Origin of the sequence: Streptomyces sp. SLBN-118, assembly GCF_006715635.1 — a bacterium.
GTDB lineage: Bacteria > Actinomycetota > Actinomycetes > Streptomycetales > Streptomycetaceae > Streptomyces.
In genome coordinates, this window is the sequence record NZ_VFNP01000002.1 from 2,634,247 (window position 1) to 2,653,504 (window position 19,258).

General features: G+C 68.7%; 17 protein-coding genes, 2 tRNA genes and 1 pseudogene. 5 read left to right on the forward strand and 15 right to left on the reverse strand.

Translation table 11 applies throughout. The features are described 5' to 3' along the window. Positions 1 to 68: 68 nt before the first annotated feature. From ndk to FBY35_RS30445, 4 genes are all read right to left on the reverse strand, one after another. Positions 69 to 482 carry a nucleoside-diphosphate kinase gene (ndk, locus tag FBY35_RS30430; protein WP_142217155.1) on the reverse strand — a complete coding sequence of 138 codons (414 nt, stop codon included), beginning with the start codon at positions 480 to 482 and terminating at the stop codon, positions 69 to 71. A gap of 63 nt (positions 483 to 545) precedes the next feature. Beyond that, entirely contained in the window at positions 546 to 899 is a 354-nt protein-coding gene (locus FBY35_RS30435; RefSeq protein ID WP_142217156.1) for a DUF4233 domain-containing protein, read from the reverse strand. Between the two features lie 6 nt (positions 900 to 905). Next, positions 906 to 2,396, reverse strand: a complete 1,491-nt coding sequence (locus tag FBY35_RS30440; protein ID WP_399209147.1) for a bifunctional folylpolyglutamate synthase/dihydrofolate synthase — start codon at positions 2,394 to 2,396, stop codon at positions 906 to 908. A 145-nt stretch (positions 2,397 to 2,541) separates the two neighbouring features. After that, complete coding sequence (locus tag FBY35_RS30445) at positions 2,542 to 5,163, reverse strand: valine--tRNA ligase (protein WP_142217157.1); 2,622 nt, start codon at positions 5,161 to 5,163, stop codon at positions 2,542 to 2,544. A 136-nt stretch (positions 5,164 to 5,299) separates the two neighbouring features. Between FBY35_RS30445 and FBY35_RS30450 the strand changes: the two genes are divergently transcribed. After that, the gene (locus FBY35_RS30450) at positions 5,300 to 6,244 is read left to right on the forward strand and encodes a hypothetical protein (RefSeq protein WP_142217158.1); all 945 of its coding nucleotides are present in this window, start codon (positions 5,300 to 5,302) and stop codon (positions 6,242 to 6,244) included. A 76-nt stretch (positions 6,245 to 6,320) separates the two neighbouring features. Here FBY35_RS30450 and clpX read toward each other — a convergent pair whose 3' ends face one another. The 5 genes from clpX to FBY35_RS30475 form a co-directional block, all read right to left on the reverse strand. Further along, on the reverse strand, positions 6,321 to 7,613 hold the full coding sequence (clpX, locus tag FBY35_RS30455; RefSeq protein ID WP_142217159.1) for an ATP-dependent Clp protease ATP-binding subunit ClpX: 1,293 nt from the start codon (positions 7,611 to 7,613) through the stop codon (positions 6,321 to 6,323). Positions 7,614 to 7,758: 145 nt separating this feature from the next. Then, positions 7,759 to 8,433 (reverse strand): ATP-dependent Clp protease proteolytic subunit, encoded by a 675-nt coding sequence (locus FBY35_RS30460; protein ID WP_313904719.1) that lies wholly within the window; start codon positions 8,431 to 8,433, stop codon positions 7,759 to 7,761. Positions 8,434 to 8,474: 41 nt separating this feature from the next. Then, on the reverse strand, positions 8,475 to 9,092 hold the full coding sequence (locus FBY35_RS30465) for an ATP-dependent Clp protease proteolytic subunit (RefSeq protein WP_142217161.1): 618 nt from the start codon (positions 9,090 to 9,092) through the stop codon (positions 8,475 to 8,477). 228 nt (positions 9,093 to 9,320) lie between these two features. After that, entirely contained in the window at positions 9,321 to 10,718 is a 1,398-nt protein-coding gene (gene tig, locus FBY35_RS30470) for a trigger factor (RefSeq protein ID WP_142217162.1), read from the reverse strand. A 197-nt stretch (positions 10,719 to 10,915) separates the two neighbouring features. Continuing rightward, positions 10,916 to 10,992 (reverse strand) — tRNA-Pro (locus FBY35_RS30475). Between the two features lie 154 nt (positions 10,993 to 11,146). Between FBY35_RS30475 and FBY35_RS30480 the strand changes: the two genes are divergently transcribed. Beyond that, a tRNA-Gly gene (locus FBY35_RS30480) sits at positions 11,147 to 11,217 on the forward strand. Positions 11,218 to 11,348: 131 nt separating this feature from the next. Here the strand turns inward: FBY35_RS30480 and FBY35_RS30485 are convergent. Then, positions 11,349 to 11,543: a hypothetical protein gene (locus FBY35_RS30485; RefSeq protein ID WP_142217163.1), complete on the reverse strand. Its 195-nt coding sequence runs from the start codon at positions 11,541 to 11,543 to the stop codon at positions 11,349 to 11,351. A 423-nt stretch (positions 11,544 to 11,966) separates the two neighbouring features. Between FBY35_RS30485 and FBY35_RS30490 the strand changes: the two genes are divergently transcribed. Further along, positions 11,967 to 13,121, forward strand: coding sequence for an acyltransferase family protein (locus FBY35_RS30490; RefSeq protein WP_142217164.1), 1,155 nt, complete (start codon positions 11,967 to 11,969; stop codon positions 13,119 to 13,121). A 93-nt stretch (positions 13,122 to 13,214) separates the two neighbouring features. Here the strand turns inward: FBY35_RS30490 and FBY35_RS30495 are convergent, their stop codons facing one another. The 3 genes from FBY35_RS30495 to FBY35_RS30505 form a co-directional block, all read right to left on the reverse strand. Beyond that, the gene (locus tag FBY35_RS30495) at positions 13,215 to 13,673 is read right to left on the reverse strand and encodes an HD domain-containing protein (protein WP_142217165.1); all 459 of its coding nucleotides are present in this window, start codon (positions 13,671 to 13,673) and stop codon (positions 13,215 to 13,217) included. 78 nt (positions 13,674 to 13,751) lie between these two features. Beyond that, positions 13,752 to 14,948, reverse strand: a complete 1,197-nt coding sequence (locus tag FBY35_RS30500) for an amidase (RefSeq protein ID WP_260848862.1) — start codon at positions 14,946 to 14,948, stop codon at positions 13,752 to 13,754. A gap of 96 nt (positions 14,949 to 15,044) precedes the next feature. Further along, on the reverse strand, positions 15,045 to 16,190 hold the full coding sequence (locus FBY35_RS30505) for a PP2C family protein-serine/threonine phosphatase (protein WP_142217166.1): 1,146 nt from the start codon (positions 16,188 to 16,190) through the stop codon (positions 15,045 to 15,047). A 106-nt stretch (positions 16,191 to 16,296) separates the two neighbouring features. Between FBY35_RS30505 and FBY35_RS30510 the strand changes: the two genes are divergently transcribed. Further along, positions 16,297 to 17,532: a GNAT family N-acetyltransferase gene (locus tag FBY35_RS30510; RefSeq protein WP_142217167.1), complete on the forward strand. Its 1,236-nt coding sequence runs from the start codon at positions 16,297 to 16,299 to the stop codon at positions 17,530 to 17,532. Positions 17,533 to 17,539: 7 nt separating this feature from the next. Here the strand turns inward: FBY35_RS30510 and FBY35_RS30515 are convergent, their stop codons facing one another. Both FBY35_RS30515 and FBY35_RS30520 read right to left on the reverse strand, forming a co-directional pair. Continuing rightward, positions 17,540 to 18,349: an Fpg/Nei family DNA glycosylase gene (locus FBY35_RS30515; RefSeq protein ID WP_142217168.1), complete on the reverse strand. Its 810-nt coding sequence runs from the start codon at positions 18,347 to 18,349 to the stop codon at positions 17,540 to 17,542. 2 nt (positions 18,350 to 18,351) lie between these two features. Further along, positions 18,352 to 18,840, reverse strand: coding sequence for a ribose-5-phosphate isomerase (locus tag FBY35_RS30520; RefSeq protein ID WP_142217169.1), 489 nt, complete (start codon positions 18,838 to 18,840; stop codon positions 18,352 to 18,354). Between the two features lie 49 nt (positions 18,841 to 18,889). On the opposite strand from FBY35_RS30520, the pseudogene FBY35_RS30525 reads away from it, so the two are divergent. Next, positions 18,890 to 19,255: pseudogene (locus tag FBY35_RS30525) on the forward strand (amino acid transporter); the annotation flags it as partial. Positions 19,256 to 19,258 lie beyond the last annotated feature (3 nt).

Below are 19,258 nucleotides of genomic sequence, written 5' to 3' on the forward strand. Positions count from 1 at the left end.
TACACCGAAGGGCGACCGAAATTCCATCGGTCGCCCCAGGTGAAGAGCTCTGTATGGCTGACGGCCAATCAGGAAAGTCCGGGGAAGAAAATCTTGAGTTCTCGAATGGCGGACTCCTCGGAGTCCGAGGCGTGGATGAGGTTCTCCCGCACGATGGTGCCGAAGTCCCCACGGATCGAACCGGGCGCGGCGGCGATCGGGTCGGTCGGCCCCGCGAGGGCGCGCAGGCCCTCGATGACCCGCTCGCCCTCGACGACGAACGCGACGACCGGGCCGGACTGCATGAACTCGATGAGCGGCTCGTAGAACGGCCGTCCGACGTGCTCGGCGTAGTGCTGCTCGAGGATCTCCTGGTCGAGGGTGCGCAGCTCCAGCGCCGTGATCTGCCAGCCGGCCTTGGCTTCGATCCGGCCGATGATCTCGCCGATCAGGCCGCGGCGTACGGCGTCGGGCTTGAGCAGGACGAGCGTGCGCTGGGTCACGGTGCGGGCTCCTTGTTTACGGATTCGGGAGTTCAGAGGCTACAGGGCAGGACGGCGCGCCGATTACGCAGCGTCAGGCTCCGACGGGGCCTGCGCGGCCCATCTCGCCTTCACCTCGTCGATCTTGCGGCCGTAGTGGACCGAGGCCCACCACAGGCCCGCGAAGATCGCGCCGAGAAAGAACATCGTCGGCACTACGAAGCCACTGGCGATCAGTCCGATCTGCAGTGCCCAGCCGAGCTGCACGCCGCCGGGGCGGCCGATCATTCCGCAGAGCAGGATGCAGAGCAGCATCCCCGTGCCGGAGACCGTCCAGACGGTTGCCATGGAGAGGTCGTCGGACTTCATGGCGACGAGACCGGCGAAGCCGATCACGAAGAACTCGCCGATCAGCGTGGAAGCACAGAGCGTACGCATCGAATGTCAGCCCTTCCCCAGCAGCAGCCGGGCCTCGCCCACCGTGATCACGGAACCGGTCACCAGGACGCCCGCGCCCGCGAACTCGGACTCCTCCTCGGCGAGCGTGATCGCCGCCTCCAGCGCTTCGTCGAGACGCGGCTCGACAACCACCCGTTCGTCGCCGAAGACCTCGACGGCGACCGCCGCCAGCTCGTCGGCGTCCATCGACCGATGGCTCGAGTTCTGGGTGATCACCACCTCGGCGAAGATCGGCTCAAAGGCCTCCAGGAAGCCCCGGACGTCCTTGTCGCCGCTCGCGCCCACCACACCGATGAGGCGGGAGAAGCCGAACGACTCGGTGATCCCGTCGGCGGCCGCGCGGGCGCCCGCCGGGTTGTGCGCGGCGTCCAGGACGACCGTCGGGCTGCGGCGCACGACCTCCAGGCGGCCCGGAGAGGCCACCGAGGCGAACGCCTTGCGGATGGTGTCCATGTCGAGCGTGCGTGCCTGCTCGGAGCCGATGCCGAAGAACGCCTCGACCGCGGCGAGCGCCACAGCCGCGTTGTGTGCCTGATGAGCTCCGTACAGCGGGAGGAAGATCTCTTCGTACTCCCCGCCGAGTCCGCGCAGCGTCACCAGCTGGCCGCCGACCGCGACTTCGCGGGCCACCACGCCGAACTCCATGCCCTCGCGCGCGACGGTGGCATCGACCTCGACGGCCTTCTTCAACATCACCTGCGCGGCGTCCACCGGCTGCTGCGCCAGGATGACCGTTGCGCCCTCCTTGATGACACCGGCCTTCTCCACGGCGATCTCCGCGGGCGTCTCGCCCAGGCGGTCGGTGTGGTCCAGGTCGATGGGGGTGATGACGGCGACGGATCCGTCGATGACGTTCGTCGCGTCCCAGCTGCCGCCCATGCCGACCTCGACGACGGCCACATCCACGGGCGCGTCGGCGAAGGCGGCGTACGCCATGCCGGTCAGCACCTCGAAGAAGGACAGCCGGAACTCCTGCTGGGAGTCGACCATCTCGATGTACGGCTTGATGTCGTCGTACGTCTCGATGAAGCGCTCTGCGTCGATCGCGGCGCCGTCCAGACTGATCCGCTCGGTGACCGACTGGACGTGCGGCGAGGTGTACCGGCCGGTGCGCAGATCGAAGGCGCCGAGCAGCGACTCGATCATGCGGGCCGTTGACGTCTTGCCGTTCGTCCCCGTGATGTGGATCGAGGGGTACGCGCGCTGGGGCTCCCCCAGCACGTCCATCAGCGCCGAGATACGGGCTACCGACGGCTCCAGCTTGGTCTCGCCCCAGCGCGTCGCCAGGTCCGCCTCGACCGCGCGCAGCGCCTTGTCCACCTCCGGGTCTGCGGGCCGGGCGGGCACGGGGTCACCCTGGGGCGATCCGGCCTGCGCACGCAGGGTGCGACTGCCGGCCTCGATCACCGCCAGGTCGGGGTCACGGTCGGTCTCGGCGTCGACGATCTCGTCGAAGGGGTCCGGCTGGTTGCTCACGGGGGCCAGTCTACGGAGGGGCAGTGACAGGACGGTCGCCACGCCCCTCTCAGGGGTCGCCGTGCCCCGTGAGCAGCGGGGCACGAACGCGAGAGGCCCGGGCCCAGGGTGCTCCCCCGGGGCCGGGGCCTCTCGTACGTCGCGACTACGCCTGCGGCAGCCGGTCCAGCTGGGCCGTGATCCGCGCGATGTCCTCCTCGGCCTTGGCGAGGCGCGTACGGATCTTGTCGACCACGTTGTCCGGGGCCTTGGCGAGGAAGGCCTCGTTGCCGAGCTTGCCCAGCGCCTGGGCCTTCTCCTTCTCGGCCGCGGCCAGGTCCTTCGCAAGCCGCTTGCGCTCGGCGCCGACGTCGATCGTGCCGGACAGGTCGAGCGCGACCCTGGCCCCGGCGACCGGGAGGGTCGCCGTGGCGCTGAAGCCCCCACCCTCCGGCTGGAGCCGCAGCAGCTGCCGGATGGCGGCCTCGTGCGGCGCCAGCGCGGTGCCGTCCAGGCCGAGCCGGGCCGGAACCTTCTGCCCGGGCTGCAGCCCCTGGTCGGACCGGAACCGGCGGACCTCGGTGACGACGCGCTGGACGAGCTCGATCTCCTGCTCGGCGGCCTTGTCCCGGAAGCCGCTGTCACTCGGCCAGTCGGCGATGACGACCGACTCCTTACCGGTGAGCGTGGTCCACAGGGTCTCGGTGACGAACGGGACGATCGGGTGGAGGAGCCGCAGGGTGATGTCGAGGACCTCGCCCAGGACGCGTCCGGAGACGCGCGCCTGCTCGCCGCCCGCGAAGTACGTCGTCTTCGACAGCTCGACGTACCAGTCGAAGACCTCGTCCCACGCGAAGTGGTACAGGGAGTCGGCGAGCTTTGCGAACTGGTAGTCGTCGTAGTACGCGTCGACCTCGGCGACGACCGCGTTGAGCCGGGAAAGGATCCACCGGTCGGCCGCCGACAGCTGCTCGGCGGGCGGCAGTTCACCCTCCACCGTCGCGCCGTTCATGAGTGCGAAGCGGGTCGCGTTCCAGATCTTGTTGGCGAAGTTGCGCGACGCCTTGACCCAGTCCTCGCCGATCGGGACGTCGACACCGGGGTTGGCACCGTTGGCCAGCGTGAAGCGGACCGCGTCGGAACCGTAAGTGTCCATCCAGTCCAGCGGGTTGACCGCATTGCCGAAGGACTTCGACATCTTCTTGCCGAACTGGTCGCGGACCATGCCGTGCAGGGCGATGGTGTGGAACGGCGGGGTGCCGTCCATCGCGTACAGGCCGAACATCATCATTCGGGCGACCCAGAAGAAGAGGATGTCGTACCCGGTGACGAGGACGGAGTTCGGATAGAACTTCTCTAGGCTCTCGGTCTGTTCGGGCCAGCCGAGGGTGGAGAAGGGCCACAGGCCGGAGGAGAACCAGGTGTCCAGGACATCGGTGTCCTGCGTCCAGCCCTCGCCCGCGGGCGGCTCCTCGTCCGGTCCGACGCAGACGACCTCGCCGTTCGGCCCGTACCAGACGGGAATGCGGTGGCCCCACCACAACTGACGCGAGATGCACCAGTCGTGCAGATTGTCGACCCAGCCGAAGTACCGGGACTCCATCTCCTTGGGGTGGATGCTGACCCTGCCGTCACGGACAGCGTCCCCAGCGGCCTGCGCGAGGGGGCCGACCTTGACCCACCACTGCATGGACAGCCGCGGTTCGATCGTCGTCTTGCAGCGTGAGCAGTGGCCGACGGAGTGGGTGTAGGGACGCTTCTCGGCAACGATCCGGCCGTCGGCGCGCAGCGCGCCGACGATCGCGGAACGGGCTTCCAGACGGTCGAGACCCTGGAACGGGCCGTGCACGGTGATGACCGCGTGCTCGTCCATGACGGCGAGGTTCGGCAGGCCGTGGCGCTGGCCGATCTCGAAGTCGTTCGGGTCGTGGGCCGGGGTGACCTTGACGGCGCCCGTGCCGAACTCGGGGTCGACGTGCTCGTCGGCGACAACCGGAATCCGGCGACCGGTGAGCGGCAGCTCGATCTCCGTGCCGACGAGGTGGGCGTAGCGCTCGTCGTCGGGGTGGACGGCGACCGCCGTGTCACCGAGCATCGTTTCGGCCCGAGTCGTCGCGACGACGATCGACGCGTCGCCGTCGCCGTAGCGGATCGAGACCAGCTCGCCGTCGTCGTCCTGGTACTCCACCTCGATGTCGGAGATCGCCGTCAGGCAGCGCGGGCACCAGTTGATGATCCGTTCCGCGCGGTAGATCAGCTCGTCGTCGTAGAGCCTCTTGAAAATCGTCTGGACGGCCTGGGAGAGGCCTTCGTCCATCGTGAAGCGCTCGCGACTCCAGTCGACACCGTCGCCGAGGCGGCGCATCTGACCGGAGATCTGCCCGCCGGACTGCGCCTTCCACTGCCAGACCCGCTCAACGAAGGCTTCGCGGCCGAGGTCATGGCGGGACTTGCCCTCCTTGGCCAGCTCTCGCTCGACGACGTTCTGGGTGGCGATACCGGCGTGGTCCATGCCGGGTTGCCACAGGGTCTCGTATCCCTGCATCCGCTTGCGGCGGGTGAGGGCGTCGATCAGCGTGTGCTCGAAGGCATGCCCGAGGTGCAGGGAGCCGGTGACGTTCGGCGGCGGGATGACGATCGTGTACGCAGGCTTCTCGCTCTTCGCGTCCGCCTCGAAGTAACCGCGCTCTACCCAGCGCTCGTACAGCTTCCCCTCTACTTCGGCCGGCGCGTACTGGGTCGGCAGTTCGGGGTTGCTGGCTGGCTGCTGCTGAGTGTTCTCGGTCACGGGCTCAGTTTAGGGGTGTCACAGGGCCGTACTGAAACGGGAATCTTCCGTAACGGTGTGACCCCCACCGCCCCAGGGCGTTGGCGCTTGAGCCAGGATGTTCGAACCACATAAGTAACTGGAGGGGAACGCAGTAATGAGTTACAACCAGCCGGGCCCGTACGGCGGACAGCCCCAGCAGCCCGGACCGTACGGTCAGCCGGGTCCCTACGGCCAGCAGCCGCAGGCCCCGCAGCCCGGCTACGGCTACCCCCAGCAGGCACCTCCGGGCGTCCCGCCGCAGCAGCCGCAGCAGCCGGGCCAGTGGGGCCAGCCCCAGCAGCCGGGCCCCTACGGCCAGCAGCCCCAGTACGGCCAGCCCTACGGCGGCGGCCAGGTCCCGCCCCCGCCGGCTGCCCCGAAGAAGAAGACGGGCCTGATCGTGGCGGCCTCGGTCGTGGCGCTCGCGGTGATCGGCGGTGGCGCGTACTTCCTGCTGGGCGGAGGCAGCGGGAACGGGGACGTCTCGGCCGACACGAAGGGCTACAAGCTCACTCCAGCGGCGTCGGTCGACGACTACAAGAAGCAGGGCACCGACAAATCGGAGCCCATGTCCGCCAAGGACAAGAAGGAGGCCGAGGCGATCGGGATCAAGAACCCGACACAGGTCGGTGCCAGCTACAAGTCCGGCACCGAGAGCGAGCCGCTGAAGGGGAAGCTACTCAGCGTCAGCGGACTGTGGGGCGAGATCTCCGACCCCGAAAAGGCACTCGACGGTTACTTCAACAAACTCGCGAAGGGCGACGCGGAGGACAAGAAGAACGAAGTCACCCTCGTCGGCAGCCCGACGTCGGTGGCGCCTTCCGGGTTTGATGGCGCGTTGATGAAGTGCCAGAACATCAAGACCAAGCCCGGCTCGAGTTCAGCAGCTGGCCCCAAGGAGTTCGAGACTCCGATCTGCGTCTGGGCCGACTACAGCACGATCGGCGCGGTAACTGCCTTCGACATGAGCTCCATGCTGACCGGGGGCAAGGGCGCGTCGCAGGACCAGGTCGCCGAACTCGCGGCCAAGCTCTACAAGTCCTCCCGCACCAAGGTCTGACATTCACAGCGCAACACCGAGGGGCGCCCGGCCAGTTCGACTGGCCGGGCGCCCCTTTCGCGTGTGTGCAAAAAACCTACGCGGACTTCTCGTGCCGCCCGTCGTTCTTCACGATCCGCGGCTCCCTCGGCACCAGCGTCGGGTTCACATTGTTGTGCACCACGTCCGCAGTGATGACCACCCGTGCGACGTCCTTGCGCGACGGGACCTCGTACATCACCGACATCAGGACCTCTTCCATGATGGCCCGCAGGCCCCGCGCGCCCGTGCCGCGCAGGATCGCCTGGTCGGCGATCGCCTCCAGGGCCGGGAGGTCGAAGTCCAGCTCCACGCCGTCCAGTTCGAACAGGCGCTGGTACTGCTTCACCAGTGCGTTGCGCGGCTCGACCAGGATCTTCAGGAGGGCCTCGCGGTCCAGGTTGTGGACCGAGGTGATGACGGGGAGGCGGCCGATGAACTCCGGGATCATCCCGAACTTCACCAGGTCCTCCGGCATGACCTCCTGGAACTGGTCGCTCGCCTCGATCTCGCGCTTGGAGCGGATCGTCGCGCCGAAGCCGATCCCCTTCGCGCCCGCCCGCGACTCGATGATCTTCTCAAGGCCCGCGAAGGCACCGCCCACAATGAACAGCACGTTCGTCGTGTCGATCTGGATGAACTCCTGGTGCGGGTGCTTCCGGCCGCCCTGGGGCGGGACCGAGGCCGTCGTGCCTTCCAGGATCTTCAGCAGGGCCTGCTGGACGCCTTCGCCGGACACGTCACGGGTGATCGACGGGTTTTCACTCTTACGGGCGACCTTGTCGATCTCGTCGATGTAGATGATCCCGGTCTCGGCCTTCTTGACGTCGTAGTCGGCCGCCTGGATCAGCTTCAGCAGGATGTTCTCGACGTCCTCGCCGACATACCCGGCCTCCGTCAGCGCCGTCGCGTCGGCGATGGCGAACGGGACGTTGAGCATCCGGGCCAGGGTCTGGGCGAGAAGAGTCTTGCCGGACCCGGTGGGGCCCAGCAACAGGATGTTCGACTTGGCCAGTTCGATGGCGTCGTCCCGGCCCGCGCCCCCGCCGTTCTCGCCGGCCTGGACACGCTTGTAGTGGTTGTAGACCGCTACCGAGAGGGCCTTCTTCGCGGGCTCCTGCCCGACGACGTACCCCTCGAGGAACTCGTAGATCTCGCGCGGCTTGGGCAGTTCCTCCCACCGCACCTCGGAGGTCTCGGCGAGCTCCTCCTCGATGATCTCGTTGCAGAGGTCGATGCACTCGTCGCAGATGTACACACCCGGGCCTGCGATGAGCTTCTTCACCTGCTTCTGGCTCTTTCCACAGAACGAGCACTTGAGCAGGTCGCCGCCATCACCGATGCGTGCCACGAGGTGCTTCCCCTTCGCCTGGGAGCAGCTTGGTTCAGCCGACTCCTGGTGCCTCATATCCGACGGTACCTTGCCGGGCCCCCCGTTCGGGCCCCCCTTGGCGCGGTTCACATGCTTGTGCTCCGCGCCAAGGGCCCCGGACCGGTCAGGCGGCCGCTGCGGCCGTGCTCTTACGGGTCGAGACGATCTGGTCGACGAGGCCGTACGCAAGCGCGTCCTCGGCGGTCAGGATCTTGTCGCGCTCGATGTCGTCACGGATCTTCTCGATCGGCGTGGTGGAGTGCTTCGCCAGCATCTCTTCCAACTGCGTACGCATCCGCAGGATCTCGTTGGCCGCGATCTCCAGGTCGGAGAGCTGCTCGCGGCCGGTCTGCGAGGACGGCTGGTGGATCAGGATGCGGGCGTTCGGCAGGGCCATCCGCTTGCCGGGCGTACCGGCGGCGAGCAGCACGGCCGCGGCCGAGGCCGCCTGGCCCATGCAGACCGTCTGGATGTCCGGCTTCACGAACTGCATCGTGTCGTAGATGGCCGTGAGGGCCGTGAACGAGCCGCCGGGGCTGTTGATGTAGATGGAGATGTCGCGGTCCGGGTCCATCGACTCCAGGCACAGCAGCTGCGCCATGACGTCGTTGGCGGAGGCGTCGTCGATCTGCACGCCGAGGAAGATGACGCGCTCCTCGAAGAGCTTCGCGTACGGGTCGTACTCGCGCACGCCCTGCGAGGTGCGCTCGACAAAGCGCGGGACGACGTAGCGGTTGTCCACCTGCGGGCCGGTGTAGAGGCCGCTCGCGGAGAAGTTACTCATATGGGTGTTCACCATCCTGGTGGCGTTCTACGGGCGGGGGCTGGGGGCAGTCCGGCTCAGGCGCCGGTGCCGCCGCCGCCCGGAACGCCCGATGCGGCGGAGATGATCTCGTCGATGAGGCCGTAGTCCTTGGCCTCTTCCGCGGTGTACCAGCGGTCGCGGTCACCGTCGCGGATGATCGTCTCGACGGTCTGGCCGGAGTGGTGGGCGGTGATCTCCGCCATGCGCTTCTTCGTTCGAAGCAGATACTCGGCCTGGATCTTGATGTCCGAGGCGGTACCGCCGATGCCGGCCGATCCCTGGTGCATCAGAATGTCGGTGTTCGGGAGCGCGAAGCGCTTGCCCGCGGTGCCGCCGGTGAGCAGGAACTGGCCCATCGAGGCCGCCATGCCCATACCGATCGTGACCACGTCGTTCGGGATGTACTGCATGGTGTCGTAGATCGCCATGCCGGCCGTCACCGAGCCGCCGGGGCTGTTGATGTAGAGGTAGATGTCCTTGTCCGGCTCGGCGGCCAGGAGCAGCATCTGCGCCGTGATCTTGTTGGCGATCTCGTCGTCGACCTGCTGGCCGAGGAAGATGATGCGCTCGCCGAGCAGCCGGTTGTAGACATGGTCGCCGAGGCCGCCACCGATGGACGGCTCACCCGCGGCGTAAGGCTTCAGATTCGTCACGTATCCACCTGCTCGTCTCTGACGGCTGCGGCCGTCTCAGCATCTTTCGTACTGGGGCGGGACTCCCCTGCCCTCGTATTCAAGGACCCTAACGCGCAGGTGGGACAACGCCATCCCGGTTCCCCAACTGTTCGCTCGGAGCGCAAGGTGTACGGGGCCCGGCAGCCGCACGACTCGGGCCCCGGCGCGGTTGCGTCCGGGGCCCGAATCAGTGCTTCAGAGCGAGGCTCAGCCCTCGGTCTTCTCCGCGGTCTCCTCGGCCTCGTCACCCTCGACGACGGCCTCGACCGTCTCCGCGGCGACCTCGGCCTCGTCCTCGTCCTCGAGGTCGACGACCTCACCGTTGGTGTCGGTGACCTTGGCGGCCTCGACGACCACGGCGAGCGCCTTGCCGCGGGCGACCTCGCCCACGAGCATCGGCACCTGGCCGCCCTCGACGACCGCCTGGGCGAACTGGTCGGGGCTCATGCCGGAGGAAGCCGCACGCCGCATGAGGTGCTCGGTGAGCTCCTCCTGGTTGACGTTGAGCTTCTCCTTGTTGACCAGCTCGTCGAGGATGAACTGGGTCTTGATGCCCTTGATCGCCTGCTCGGACGTCTCGGCGTCGAACTCTTCCTCGGTCTTGCCCTGGATCTCCAGGTACTTGGCGAGGTCGATGCCCATCTGGCCGAGCTGGTGGTGCTCGAGGTTGTGCTTGCGGGTCTTGACCTCGTCCTCGAGGAGCTTCTCGGGGATCGGCACCTCGGTCAGCTTCAGCAGCTCGTCGAGGACGCGCTCCTGGGCCTGCGTGGCCTGGTCGTACTGCTTCATGTTCTCCAGGCGCTTGCGGCTGTCCGCCTTCAGCTCCTCGAGGGTGTCGAACTCGCTCGCCATCTGCGCGAAGTCGTCGTCGAGCTCGGGGAGCTCACGGGCGGCGACGGCGGTGACCTTGACGGTGACCTCCGCGTCCTTGCCCTCGGCGGAGCCGCCCTTCAGCTGCGAGGTGAAGGTGGCCTCGCCGCCGGCCTCCAGGCCGGTGACGGCCTCGTCGATGCCGTCGAGGAGCTCTCCGGAGCCGATGGTGTACTGCACGCCGGTCGCGACGCCGTCCTCCAGGACCTCGCCGTCGACCTTGGCCTCGAGGTCGATCGTCACGACGTCGCCCTCGGCGGCGGCGCGCTCGACCGGGTCGGTGGAGGCGAAGCGCTCGCGCAGCTGCTCCACGGACTTCTCGACGTCCTCGTCGGTGACCTCGACCGCGTCGACGGTGACCTCGATGCCGGAGTAGTCCGGGATCTCGATGACCGGGCGGATGTCGACCTCGGCGGTGAAGGCCAGCAGCTCGCCGTCCTTCAGCTCGGTGATGTCGACCTCGGGCTGGCCGAGCGGGTTGACCGAGGCATCGTTGACGGCCTCGGTGTAGAACTTCGGGAGGGCGTCGTTGACGGCCTCCTCCAGCACCGCACCACGGCCGAACCGCTGGTCGATCACTCGGGCCGGGATCTTGCCCTTGCGGAAGCCCTTGACCGTGACCTGCTGGTTGATCTTCTTGTACGCCGCGTCGAGGCTGTCCTTGAGCTCCTCGAAGGGCACCTCGACAGTGAGCCGAACCCGGGTCGGGTTCAGGGTCTCCACGGCGCTCTTCACGGTTCGGTCTCCTTGGTGGCTGATTCTGGGGTCTGCTGCGTCCGCCGCACTGGAGGCGGCTCAGCGGATTCGGCCCGGTCTCTCCGTCAGACTCGCCGGCTTTTCGCCGGAGCGTCGGACACACGGGCACGCAGCTTGCATAGTAGCCGCAAGCAGGATGAGCCCCACAAGGTGATCTTGAAGAGCGATGGTGATGATGGTCGGGGTGGCCGGATTCGAACCGACGACCTTCCGCTCCCAAAGCGGACGCGCTACCAAGCTGCGCCACACCCCGTCGGTGCGACACGTAGGGTACATGCCCGCAGGCCATCGGGCTGCCCCATTCTTCCGGAGGCGGCACGGGACGGAAATGCGGTGTGCGGCAGTGGCCCGGGACCCGCTACGATGCTCTTCGTACCGCGGCCCTCGTGACCTGCGGTGCGATGCGTGCGGGCGTAGCTCAATGGTAGAGCCCTAGTCTTCCAAACTAGCTACGCGGGTTCGATTCCCGTCGCCCGCTCTTCATGTCTCAGGCCCGGCCCGGTGGTTGACCACCAGGACCGGGCCTGAGTCGTTCTACCGGCCGCTTCGGCGCACGGCAGCCGGACCGGCCGAGCGATGCCAGGTCGGACGCTGATACGGAACGCCGGTTCAGAAGCTGATCTGGTTGATGGTTTCGGCTATCGAGTCGAGGAATTTATTGATCGACGGCGCCATGCCCGTCGAGGCGAGGAAGAAGCCGAACAGCACCGCGACGATTGCGGGTCCGGCCTTGATGGAGCCGCCGCGGATCAGCACCACGAGGATGATCGCCAACAGCAGCACCACAGACAGTGAAATGGCCACAACTGATCACACCCTCGGTCGGTCCGCCTTGCCGGCCCGGGAGCGTGCGGCCCAGCACACCCCCGCCATGACCATGGTGCCACCAACAGCCCCGTACATGCTCCCTGCTGACGAATCATCGATGACGGGATCGCGCCATACGCGCACCCGCGCGCACCCGCAAGCATGGCGCGGTTGGCCCGGCCGGGTGAAATGCGGGAAGGAATTCGGCCTGATCGTTTCCATGCCCCCACACAGCGGTCACGAGAAATTCGAAGGCGTCCGGTGGGGAAATTCACACGGTCACAATTGCGTGCCGATATGCACCATTTAAGGGGGATCAATTGGGGCATAGCGGGCGGTTGGGGGTCGTTTTCAGATTCGAATGGGAGACACGCGGACAGGGATTTACGAAATCGAATGGGCGAGGCTAGGGTGCCTCAGATGTTCCACGCTCCGCATGGATTCAGCAGGGCCCCGCTCCCCCAGGCCCGGGAGTCGGAGCCCGTCCCTACAACCGAGAAGTCAACCGCACCGGCCGTTGCCGCCGCGGCCGGGAAGGCGCCGGCGAAGTCCACCAGTCGAGACGCCTACTTCGACAACGCGAAGTATCTGGCCATCGTGCTCGTCGCCATCGCGCACGCATGGGAGCCGGTGATGGACGGCAGCCGTGCCTCCCGGTCGCTCTACCTGCTCGTCTACACCTTTCACATGCCGGCTTTCATTCTCATCTCCGGTTATTTCTCCCGGAGTTACGCCGGCAGGCCCGACCAGCTCAGACGGCTGCTGACCGGGATCGCGGTGCCGTATGTCGTCTTCGAAATCGTGTACTCCCTGTTCAGACGGTGGGCACAGCACGCCCCCGAGCAGCCGATCAGCCTGCTCGACCCCTTCTATCTGACCTGGTTCCTGGCGGCTCTGTTCATCTGGCGGCTGACCACCCCGCTGTGGCGGCTCATCCGGTGGCCGGTGCCCGTCGCACTCGCGCTGGCCTCGCTCGCCGCGCTGACGCCGAACATCGGCGCGGATCTCAATCTCCAGCGCGTACTGCAGTTCCTGCCGTTCTTCGTGCTGGGTCTCTCGCTGAAGCCCGAGCACTTCCAGCTGGTGCGGCGCCGGGAGGTGCGGCTGCTCGCGCTGCCGCTCTTCGCGGGCGCGGGCGCCTTCGCGTACTGGGCTTCCCCCCGGATGAACTTCAGCTGGCTCTACCGCTCCAGCAGCGCCCAGGAACTGGGTCAGCCGTGGTGGGTGGGTGTCGTGATGACGCTGGCGTTCTTCGGCTGCGCGGCGCTGCTCACGGCCGGGTTCCTGGCCTGGGTGCCGCGCCGCAGGACCTGGTTCACGGTGCTCGGCGCCGGGACGATCTGCGGTTATCTGGGGCACGGCCTGCTGATCAAGGCCGCGGACTACGGGCATGTCTTCGAGACATACGCGTGGCTGAGCGACCCGAGCGGCGAGATCGTGCTCACGCTGATCGCGGCGGCGGCGGTGACGCTGCTGTGCACGCCGCCGGTACGCAGGGCACTGCGGTTCGTGACCGAGCCGGAGATGGCCTGGGCGTTCCGGCGGGATGCGACGGAACTGGCGCCGAGGCCCTGAGCCGTCAGCGCTGAACTGTGCGGCGGGCGTGCCGTTACGGCGCGGGCCGGGCGGGCTCGGGTCACGCGGCCTTCCGGTCGGCCCCCCGTTCGGTCAGGCCCCGTCACCGTCCGGCAGGCCCAGCAGGCCGCGTACCCTCGCGTACTTCGCCGTCAGCCGCGTCCGCGTCGCCTCGTCGAGGACCGCGAGCCGCGCCGGGTCCGCGTTGTGCGCGAGGTCGGCCTCCTTGACGAGACGCGCGCCCGGTGTGGCCAGAATGCGCCTCGTGTACTCCTCCAGGTCCTCGCCCTTGCGCTTGGTGAGGGCGAGGACGATGTCCCTGACCGTCTGAGGCAGCGCGGCGTTCTCCAGCCACTCCCGGGACAGCGCGTCGTCCTCGACGGCGTCGTGCAGCCATCCCGCGGCGATCTGCTCCTCGCTGCCGCCACGGAGCCGCACCCCTTCCGCGACGGCGGCGAGATGCTCGGCGTACGGGCGTCCCGCCTTGTCCGTCTGGGCGGCGTGGGCCTCGCGGGCGAGAGCCTCGATCTCGGTGAGCGTGAGATACGGCATGGGACGACTGTACGGGTGCACGGCCGCGCCCTGCCGGGCAGTTGGGGCCGGCCCCGGTGAAGGGCAGCCCGCCCCGGGTCAGGAGCGGAAACCCTGTCCCGCGCTGCGCACACCCAGGTCGAGCAGCGCGCGGTCGCTCCCGCGGCCGCCGATCACCGCCAGCCCCACAGGCAGTCCGTCCACCGTCATCCGCGGAAGCACCAGGCACGGCAGACCCGCACCGCTCGCCGGGCAGGTGAGGCGGAACGTCGCCTGCCGGGTGGCGGCCTTGCGAGCGCTGTCCTCGTCGGGCAGCGGCGCCGGTCCGCTCGCGGCAGGCAGGAGCAGCACGGCGTCGTCCGGCAGAGCCGCGAGCAGGTCGCGGGCCGTGCGGTGGACCACTTCCTCCGCGGCGGTCCGCTCCTCGGGGGTGACCGCGGCGGCGCGGGCGAACCGGGCCTCGACGCCGGGCCCGAGCGTCCCGGGGTGAGTGCTCACCCAGGCCCCGTCGCACTCCCACACCTCCGCCGCCTGAGCCGTCGCGAAGGCCACCGCCCGCTGAGCCGGATCGCCTCCCGGAGACGGGACTTCCTCGGTCTTCAGGCCGAGGCACTCGGCCAGTTCCGCCGCCGCCCGGCCGAAGGCCTCACGTACTCCCGCGTCGGCGAGCGCGACGAGGTCCCTCGCCACCAGGGCTGTACGGAAAGGGCGTTGGGCCTCGGCGCCCCCTGCGGGCAGCAGTACGTCGCCCAGCCGTGCCAGCGTGCTCGCGTCCCGCGCGAGCCAGGCGACCGTGTCGAAGGAGGGGGCCAGCGGCAGCATTCCGGTGGCGGGGACGGCGCCGTGAGTGGGCCGCAGGGCGTGGAGACCGCAGTACGAGGCGGGCACCCGGATCGATCCTGCGGTGTCGCTGCCGAGCCCGGCGTCGGCCTGGCCGAGGGCGACCGCGGCGGCCGGCCCGCCGGAGGAGCCGCCGGGGACCCGGCCGGGTGCTGCCGGGTTGGGCGGGGTGCCGTAGTGCGCGTTCGTCCCGCCCAGGCTGTAGGCGAATTCGTCGGTCTGCGCGATGCCGGTCACGTCGGCTCCCGCGGCCAGCAGGGTGCCCACGGCCCACGAGTGCGCTCTCTGGGGTTCCGCCTCGGCCAGCCAGGCAGGATTGCCCGCCCCGAGCCGGTGACCGGCGACGGCGTGCACGTCCTTGACCGCCAGCCGTACGCCGCGCAGCGGGCCGCTTCCGGACCCGGCGACCAGCGGGTTGCCGCGCTCGCGCCAGATCGCGGTTTCTGTCGTCGCCATCAGGACTCCTCGGGACGCCGTCGTGGCGTTCGAGCATCTCAGAGCCCTGTCCGGCAATTAAGGACAAAACACCTGCCGGAGTGCGGTACGCCCTGACTACGCCTCACGCCGGAGCAGCAGCAGCGCGCGGTCGTCGTTGACGTCCTTCGCGACCGCCTCGATCAGATGCCAGGCCGCGCCCTCGAACCCGGAGGCGACATAACGGTCGGCCTCGCCGGTCAGGCGGTCTATACCCTCGCTGATGTCACGGCCCGACGCCTCCACCAGGCCGTCGGTGAAGAGCATCAGTACGTCGCCGGGGCGCAACGAGCCCTTGACCGGGTCGAACTGTGCCCCGTCGTACACCCCGAGGAGCGGACCGTCGGCGCCCTTCTCCTCCCAGCGGCCGCTGCCCGCGTGCAGCTGGAGCGCGGGCAGATGGCCGGCAGAGAACAGTTCGTAGTCGCCCGAGTCCAGGTCCAGGACGAGATGGACCGAGGTCGCGAACCCCTCGTCCCAGTCCTGGCGGAGCAGATAGCCGTTGGCCGCGGTCAGGAAGCCGTGCGGCGGCAGCGAACCGAGCAGCCCCCCGAACGCGCCGGACAGCAGCAGCGCCCGCGAGGCCGCGTCCATGCCCTTGCCCGAGACGTCGGTGAGGATGACCTCCAGGGTGCGGCCGCCGTTCGTGCGGGCCGCGACCACGAAGTCCCCGGAGAAGGACTGCCCGCCGGCCGGGCGCAGCGACATCTCGCGGTGCCAGCCCTTGGGGAGCCGGGGCAGGGCGCTCTGCACCCTGATGCGTTCGCGCAGGTCGAAGAGCATCGTTCCGCCGCGCCGCCAGGGCACTCCGACCCGGGCGCGGAACTGGGCTATCAGCAGTCCGAAGAAGCCGCAGGCCGCGACGGTGAGGACCGTTCCCGGGGTGACGCGCGCCGGACCGTCGCTGTAGGGGCCGAGCGTGACCGACTCGACGATCAGCGCCGCCGCTGCCGTCGCGTAGAGACTAAGCAGGCTCGCCGGACGCAGCAGCAGACCGCCCGCCACGATCGGCAGGACGAGGGCCGCCGGGGAGACCCAGAGGGGCACCACGACCGTGCCCCACGTGAAGGCCGGGATCGTCAGCAGCAGCCCGGCGAGCGCGATCCAGTCGGAGCCGTCGCCGCGGAAGTAGTCGACCCCGGACTTGCGCAGCGCGATACGGCCCCGGTGCACGGCTTTCCGCAACCGGGCCGTGAACGAGTCTGCTGCAGAGCCGCGGGCCATTGCCGTGGACCCTATCCACCCGCCCGCCTCCCGTGCAGGGGGACCCCGGTGACAATGCGTTCGAAATCGGGTCGCCGCGGCGCCGTTGCCCTGGTAGGCATGGCATATGACGATCGAACTTCGCGTATTGCGCAGTACCGAATGGGACCACTGGTACGGCAAGTTGGAGCGGGCGTTCGGTGGTGTGCCCGAGCCCCCTGAGGAGCGTGAGCTTTATCATGCGCTGACCGAGCACGAGCGCTCCATCGGCGCCTGGGACGGCGACGAGTGCGTCGGGACGGCAGGGGCGTTCACGTTCGGGGTCTCGGTGCCGGGCGGCGCGATGGTGCCCGCCGCGGGCGTGACGATGGTCAGCGTGGCCGCGACACACCGCCGTCGCGGGGTGCTCACCTCGATGATGCGCCGCCAGCTCGACAACGTACGCGGCTGGGGCGAGCCGATCGCCGTCCTCACGGCGTCCGAACCGGAGATCTACGAACGGTTCGGCTACGGCCTCGGGACCCAGCAGATCTCCCTGACGATCGACACCGTCCGGGGACGGATCGCTCCCCCTCTCCCCGAGGGCGCGGACGCGGTCCGGCTGCGCTTCGCGGACGTCGCCGACGTCGCGCGGGAGTGCGAGGCGGTGTACGTGCGCAGCATCGGAACGCGGCCCGGCATGCTTGCCCGCAGGCCCGGCTGGGAGCAGTTGCCGCTGCTCGACCCGGAGTCCCAGCGGCAGGGCGCCTCGCCGATGCAGTGCGTGGTCGCCGAGCGAGAGGGCGAAATCGTCGGTTTCGTACGCTTCCACACCAAGCCGGACTGGGATGCGAACGGCCCCAAGGGCAGCGTCGCACTGCGGCACATCGAGGCGCTCGACCCGGTGACGTACGCCGTGCTGTGGCGCTTCCTGTTCGACATCGACCTGACGGTGCAGGTGGTGGCGCGCAACCGGCCGGTGGACGATCCCCTGCTGCATCTGGTCAATGACATTCGGCGATGCGAAGTGCGGGTGCGGGACGGCATGTTCGTACGGCTCGTGGAGGTTGGCGTGGCGCTGGAGGCGCGCACGTACCAGACGCCGGTGGACGTCGTCTTCGACGTCGACGACGCCTTCTGCCCCTGGAACGCGGGGCGTTGGCGGCTGACCGGCGACCACAAGGGCGCGTCCTGCAAGCGGACCGAGGACGACGCCGATCTGGCGCTGTCCGTACGGGAGTTGGGCGCGGCCTATCTGGGCGGGGTGTCGCTTTCGGCGCTGGCGGGGGCGGGGAGGGTGCGGGAGCTGCGGCAGGGGGCGCTGGCCGAGGCGTCGGTGGCGTTCGGCAGTGACCTGGCGCCCTGGTTGCCGCACGGTTTCTGAGGCAGCGTCAGCTTCGCTGGCAGGCCGGACACCAGAAGAGATTGCGTGCGGCGAGACCGGCGGTGCGGATCTCGCCGCCGCAGACATGGCAGGGCAGGAGTGCCCTTCGGTAGACGTAGACCTCGCCGCCGTGGTCGTCGACACGCGGCGGGCGGCCCATCGCCTCGGGGGTGTGCTCGGGACGGACCGTGTCGATGCGGTTGTTGCGTACTCCCTCGCGCATCAACTCCACGAGATCCGACCAGATCGCGGCCCACTCGCCGTGGGTGAGGTCCTTGCCCGCGCGGTACGGGTCGATGCCGTGCCGGAAGAGGACCTCGGCGCGGTAGACGTTGCCCACACCCGCGATGATCTTCTGGTCCATGAGCAGTGCGGCGACGGTGGTACGGGAGCGGGAGACGCGGGCCCAGGCGCGGTCCGGATCGTCGGCCGGGCGCAGCGGATCGGGCCCCAGCCGCCCGTGTATCGCCGCCTTCTCGCCGTCCGCGATCAGCGCGCAGGCCGTGGGCCCGCGCAGATCGACATACGCCGTCGGGTTGGCCAGACGCAGCCGCACGGTGTCGGTCGGCGGCGGCGCGGGCGCGTCGCCGAAGGTGACCTTGCCGAAGAGGCCGAGATGAATGTGGACCCAGCCGAGCGGGCCGAAGCCGAGGAAGAGGTGCTTGCCGTGTGCCTCGGTGCTCTCCAGCGGCCGGCCGTCGAGCAGTGCCGCACTGTCGGAGAACTTCCCCTGCGGGCTGGTCGCCCGCACAGGTCGGCCGCCGAACCTCTCGAAGTGGTCGGCGGCCAGTCGGTGGATCGTATGGCCCTCGGGCACGCTCAGCCCTGCTGCGGGTGGTGGGCCGGGATCGGGGGGAGCTCGCCGGTCTCCTCGTACGCCGAGAGCATCTCGATGCGGCGGGTGTGACGCTCCTCACCGGAGTACGGGGTAGAGAGGAAGATCTCGACGAACTTCACCGACTCTTCCAGCGTGTGCATCCGGCCGCCGATGGAGATGACGTTCGCGTTGTTGTGCTCACGGCCGAGCGCGGCGGTCTGCTCGCTCCAGGCGAGCGCGGCGCGCACTCCCTTGACCTTGTTGGCGGCGATCTGCTCGCCGTTGCCGGAGCCGCCGATCACGATGCCCAGGCTGTCCGGGTCCGCGGCCGTCTTCTCGGCGGCACGCAGGCAGAACGGGGGGTAGTCGTCCTGGGCGTCATAGATGTGGGGTCCGCAGTCCACGGGCTCGTGGCCGTGGGCCGTGAGCCACTCGACAAGGTGGTTCTTGAGTTCGAAGCCGGCATGGTCGGAGCCGAGGTACACGCGCATGGTCCGAGTGTGGCATGCGGGTGCCCGGGTAGCGGTGACCGGGGTCAGGCCCGACACGGTCTTCGCTTTCCTGCTGAACGCGTCCGGTGCGGTCGCCCTGTTCGTGTGGCTGGTCATCTGCGTCAGGCAGCTGCGGATGCGCGGAATCATCCTGCGCGAGTCGCCCGACAAGCTGATCGTGCGGATGTGGCTCTTCCCGTATCTGACGTGGCTGACGATCGGCATGATCGTTTTCGTGCTCGGCTACATGGTCTACGACGGTGGCGACGCGCGGGAGCAGGTGCTGCTGTCGCTGCTGGTGGCGGTGATCGTGGTGGGCATCGCGGTGGTGCGCCAGTTGCTGGGCAAGGGCGGCGCGGGTGCGGTTGCCGATGCCGATCAGAGCGGCGTGAAGGACTCGGCCCCGTCCTCGTGAGGG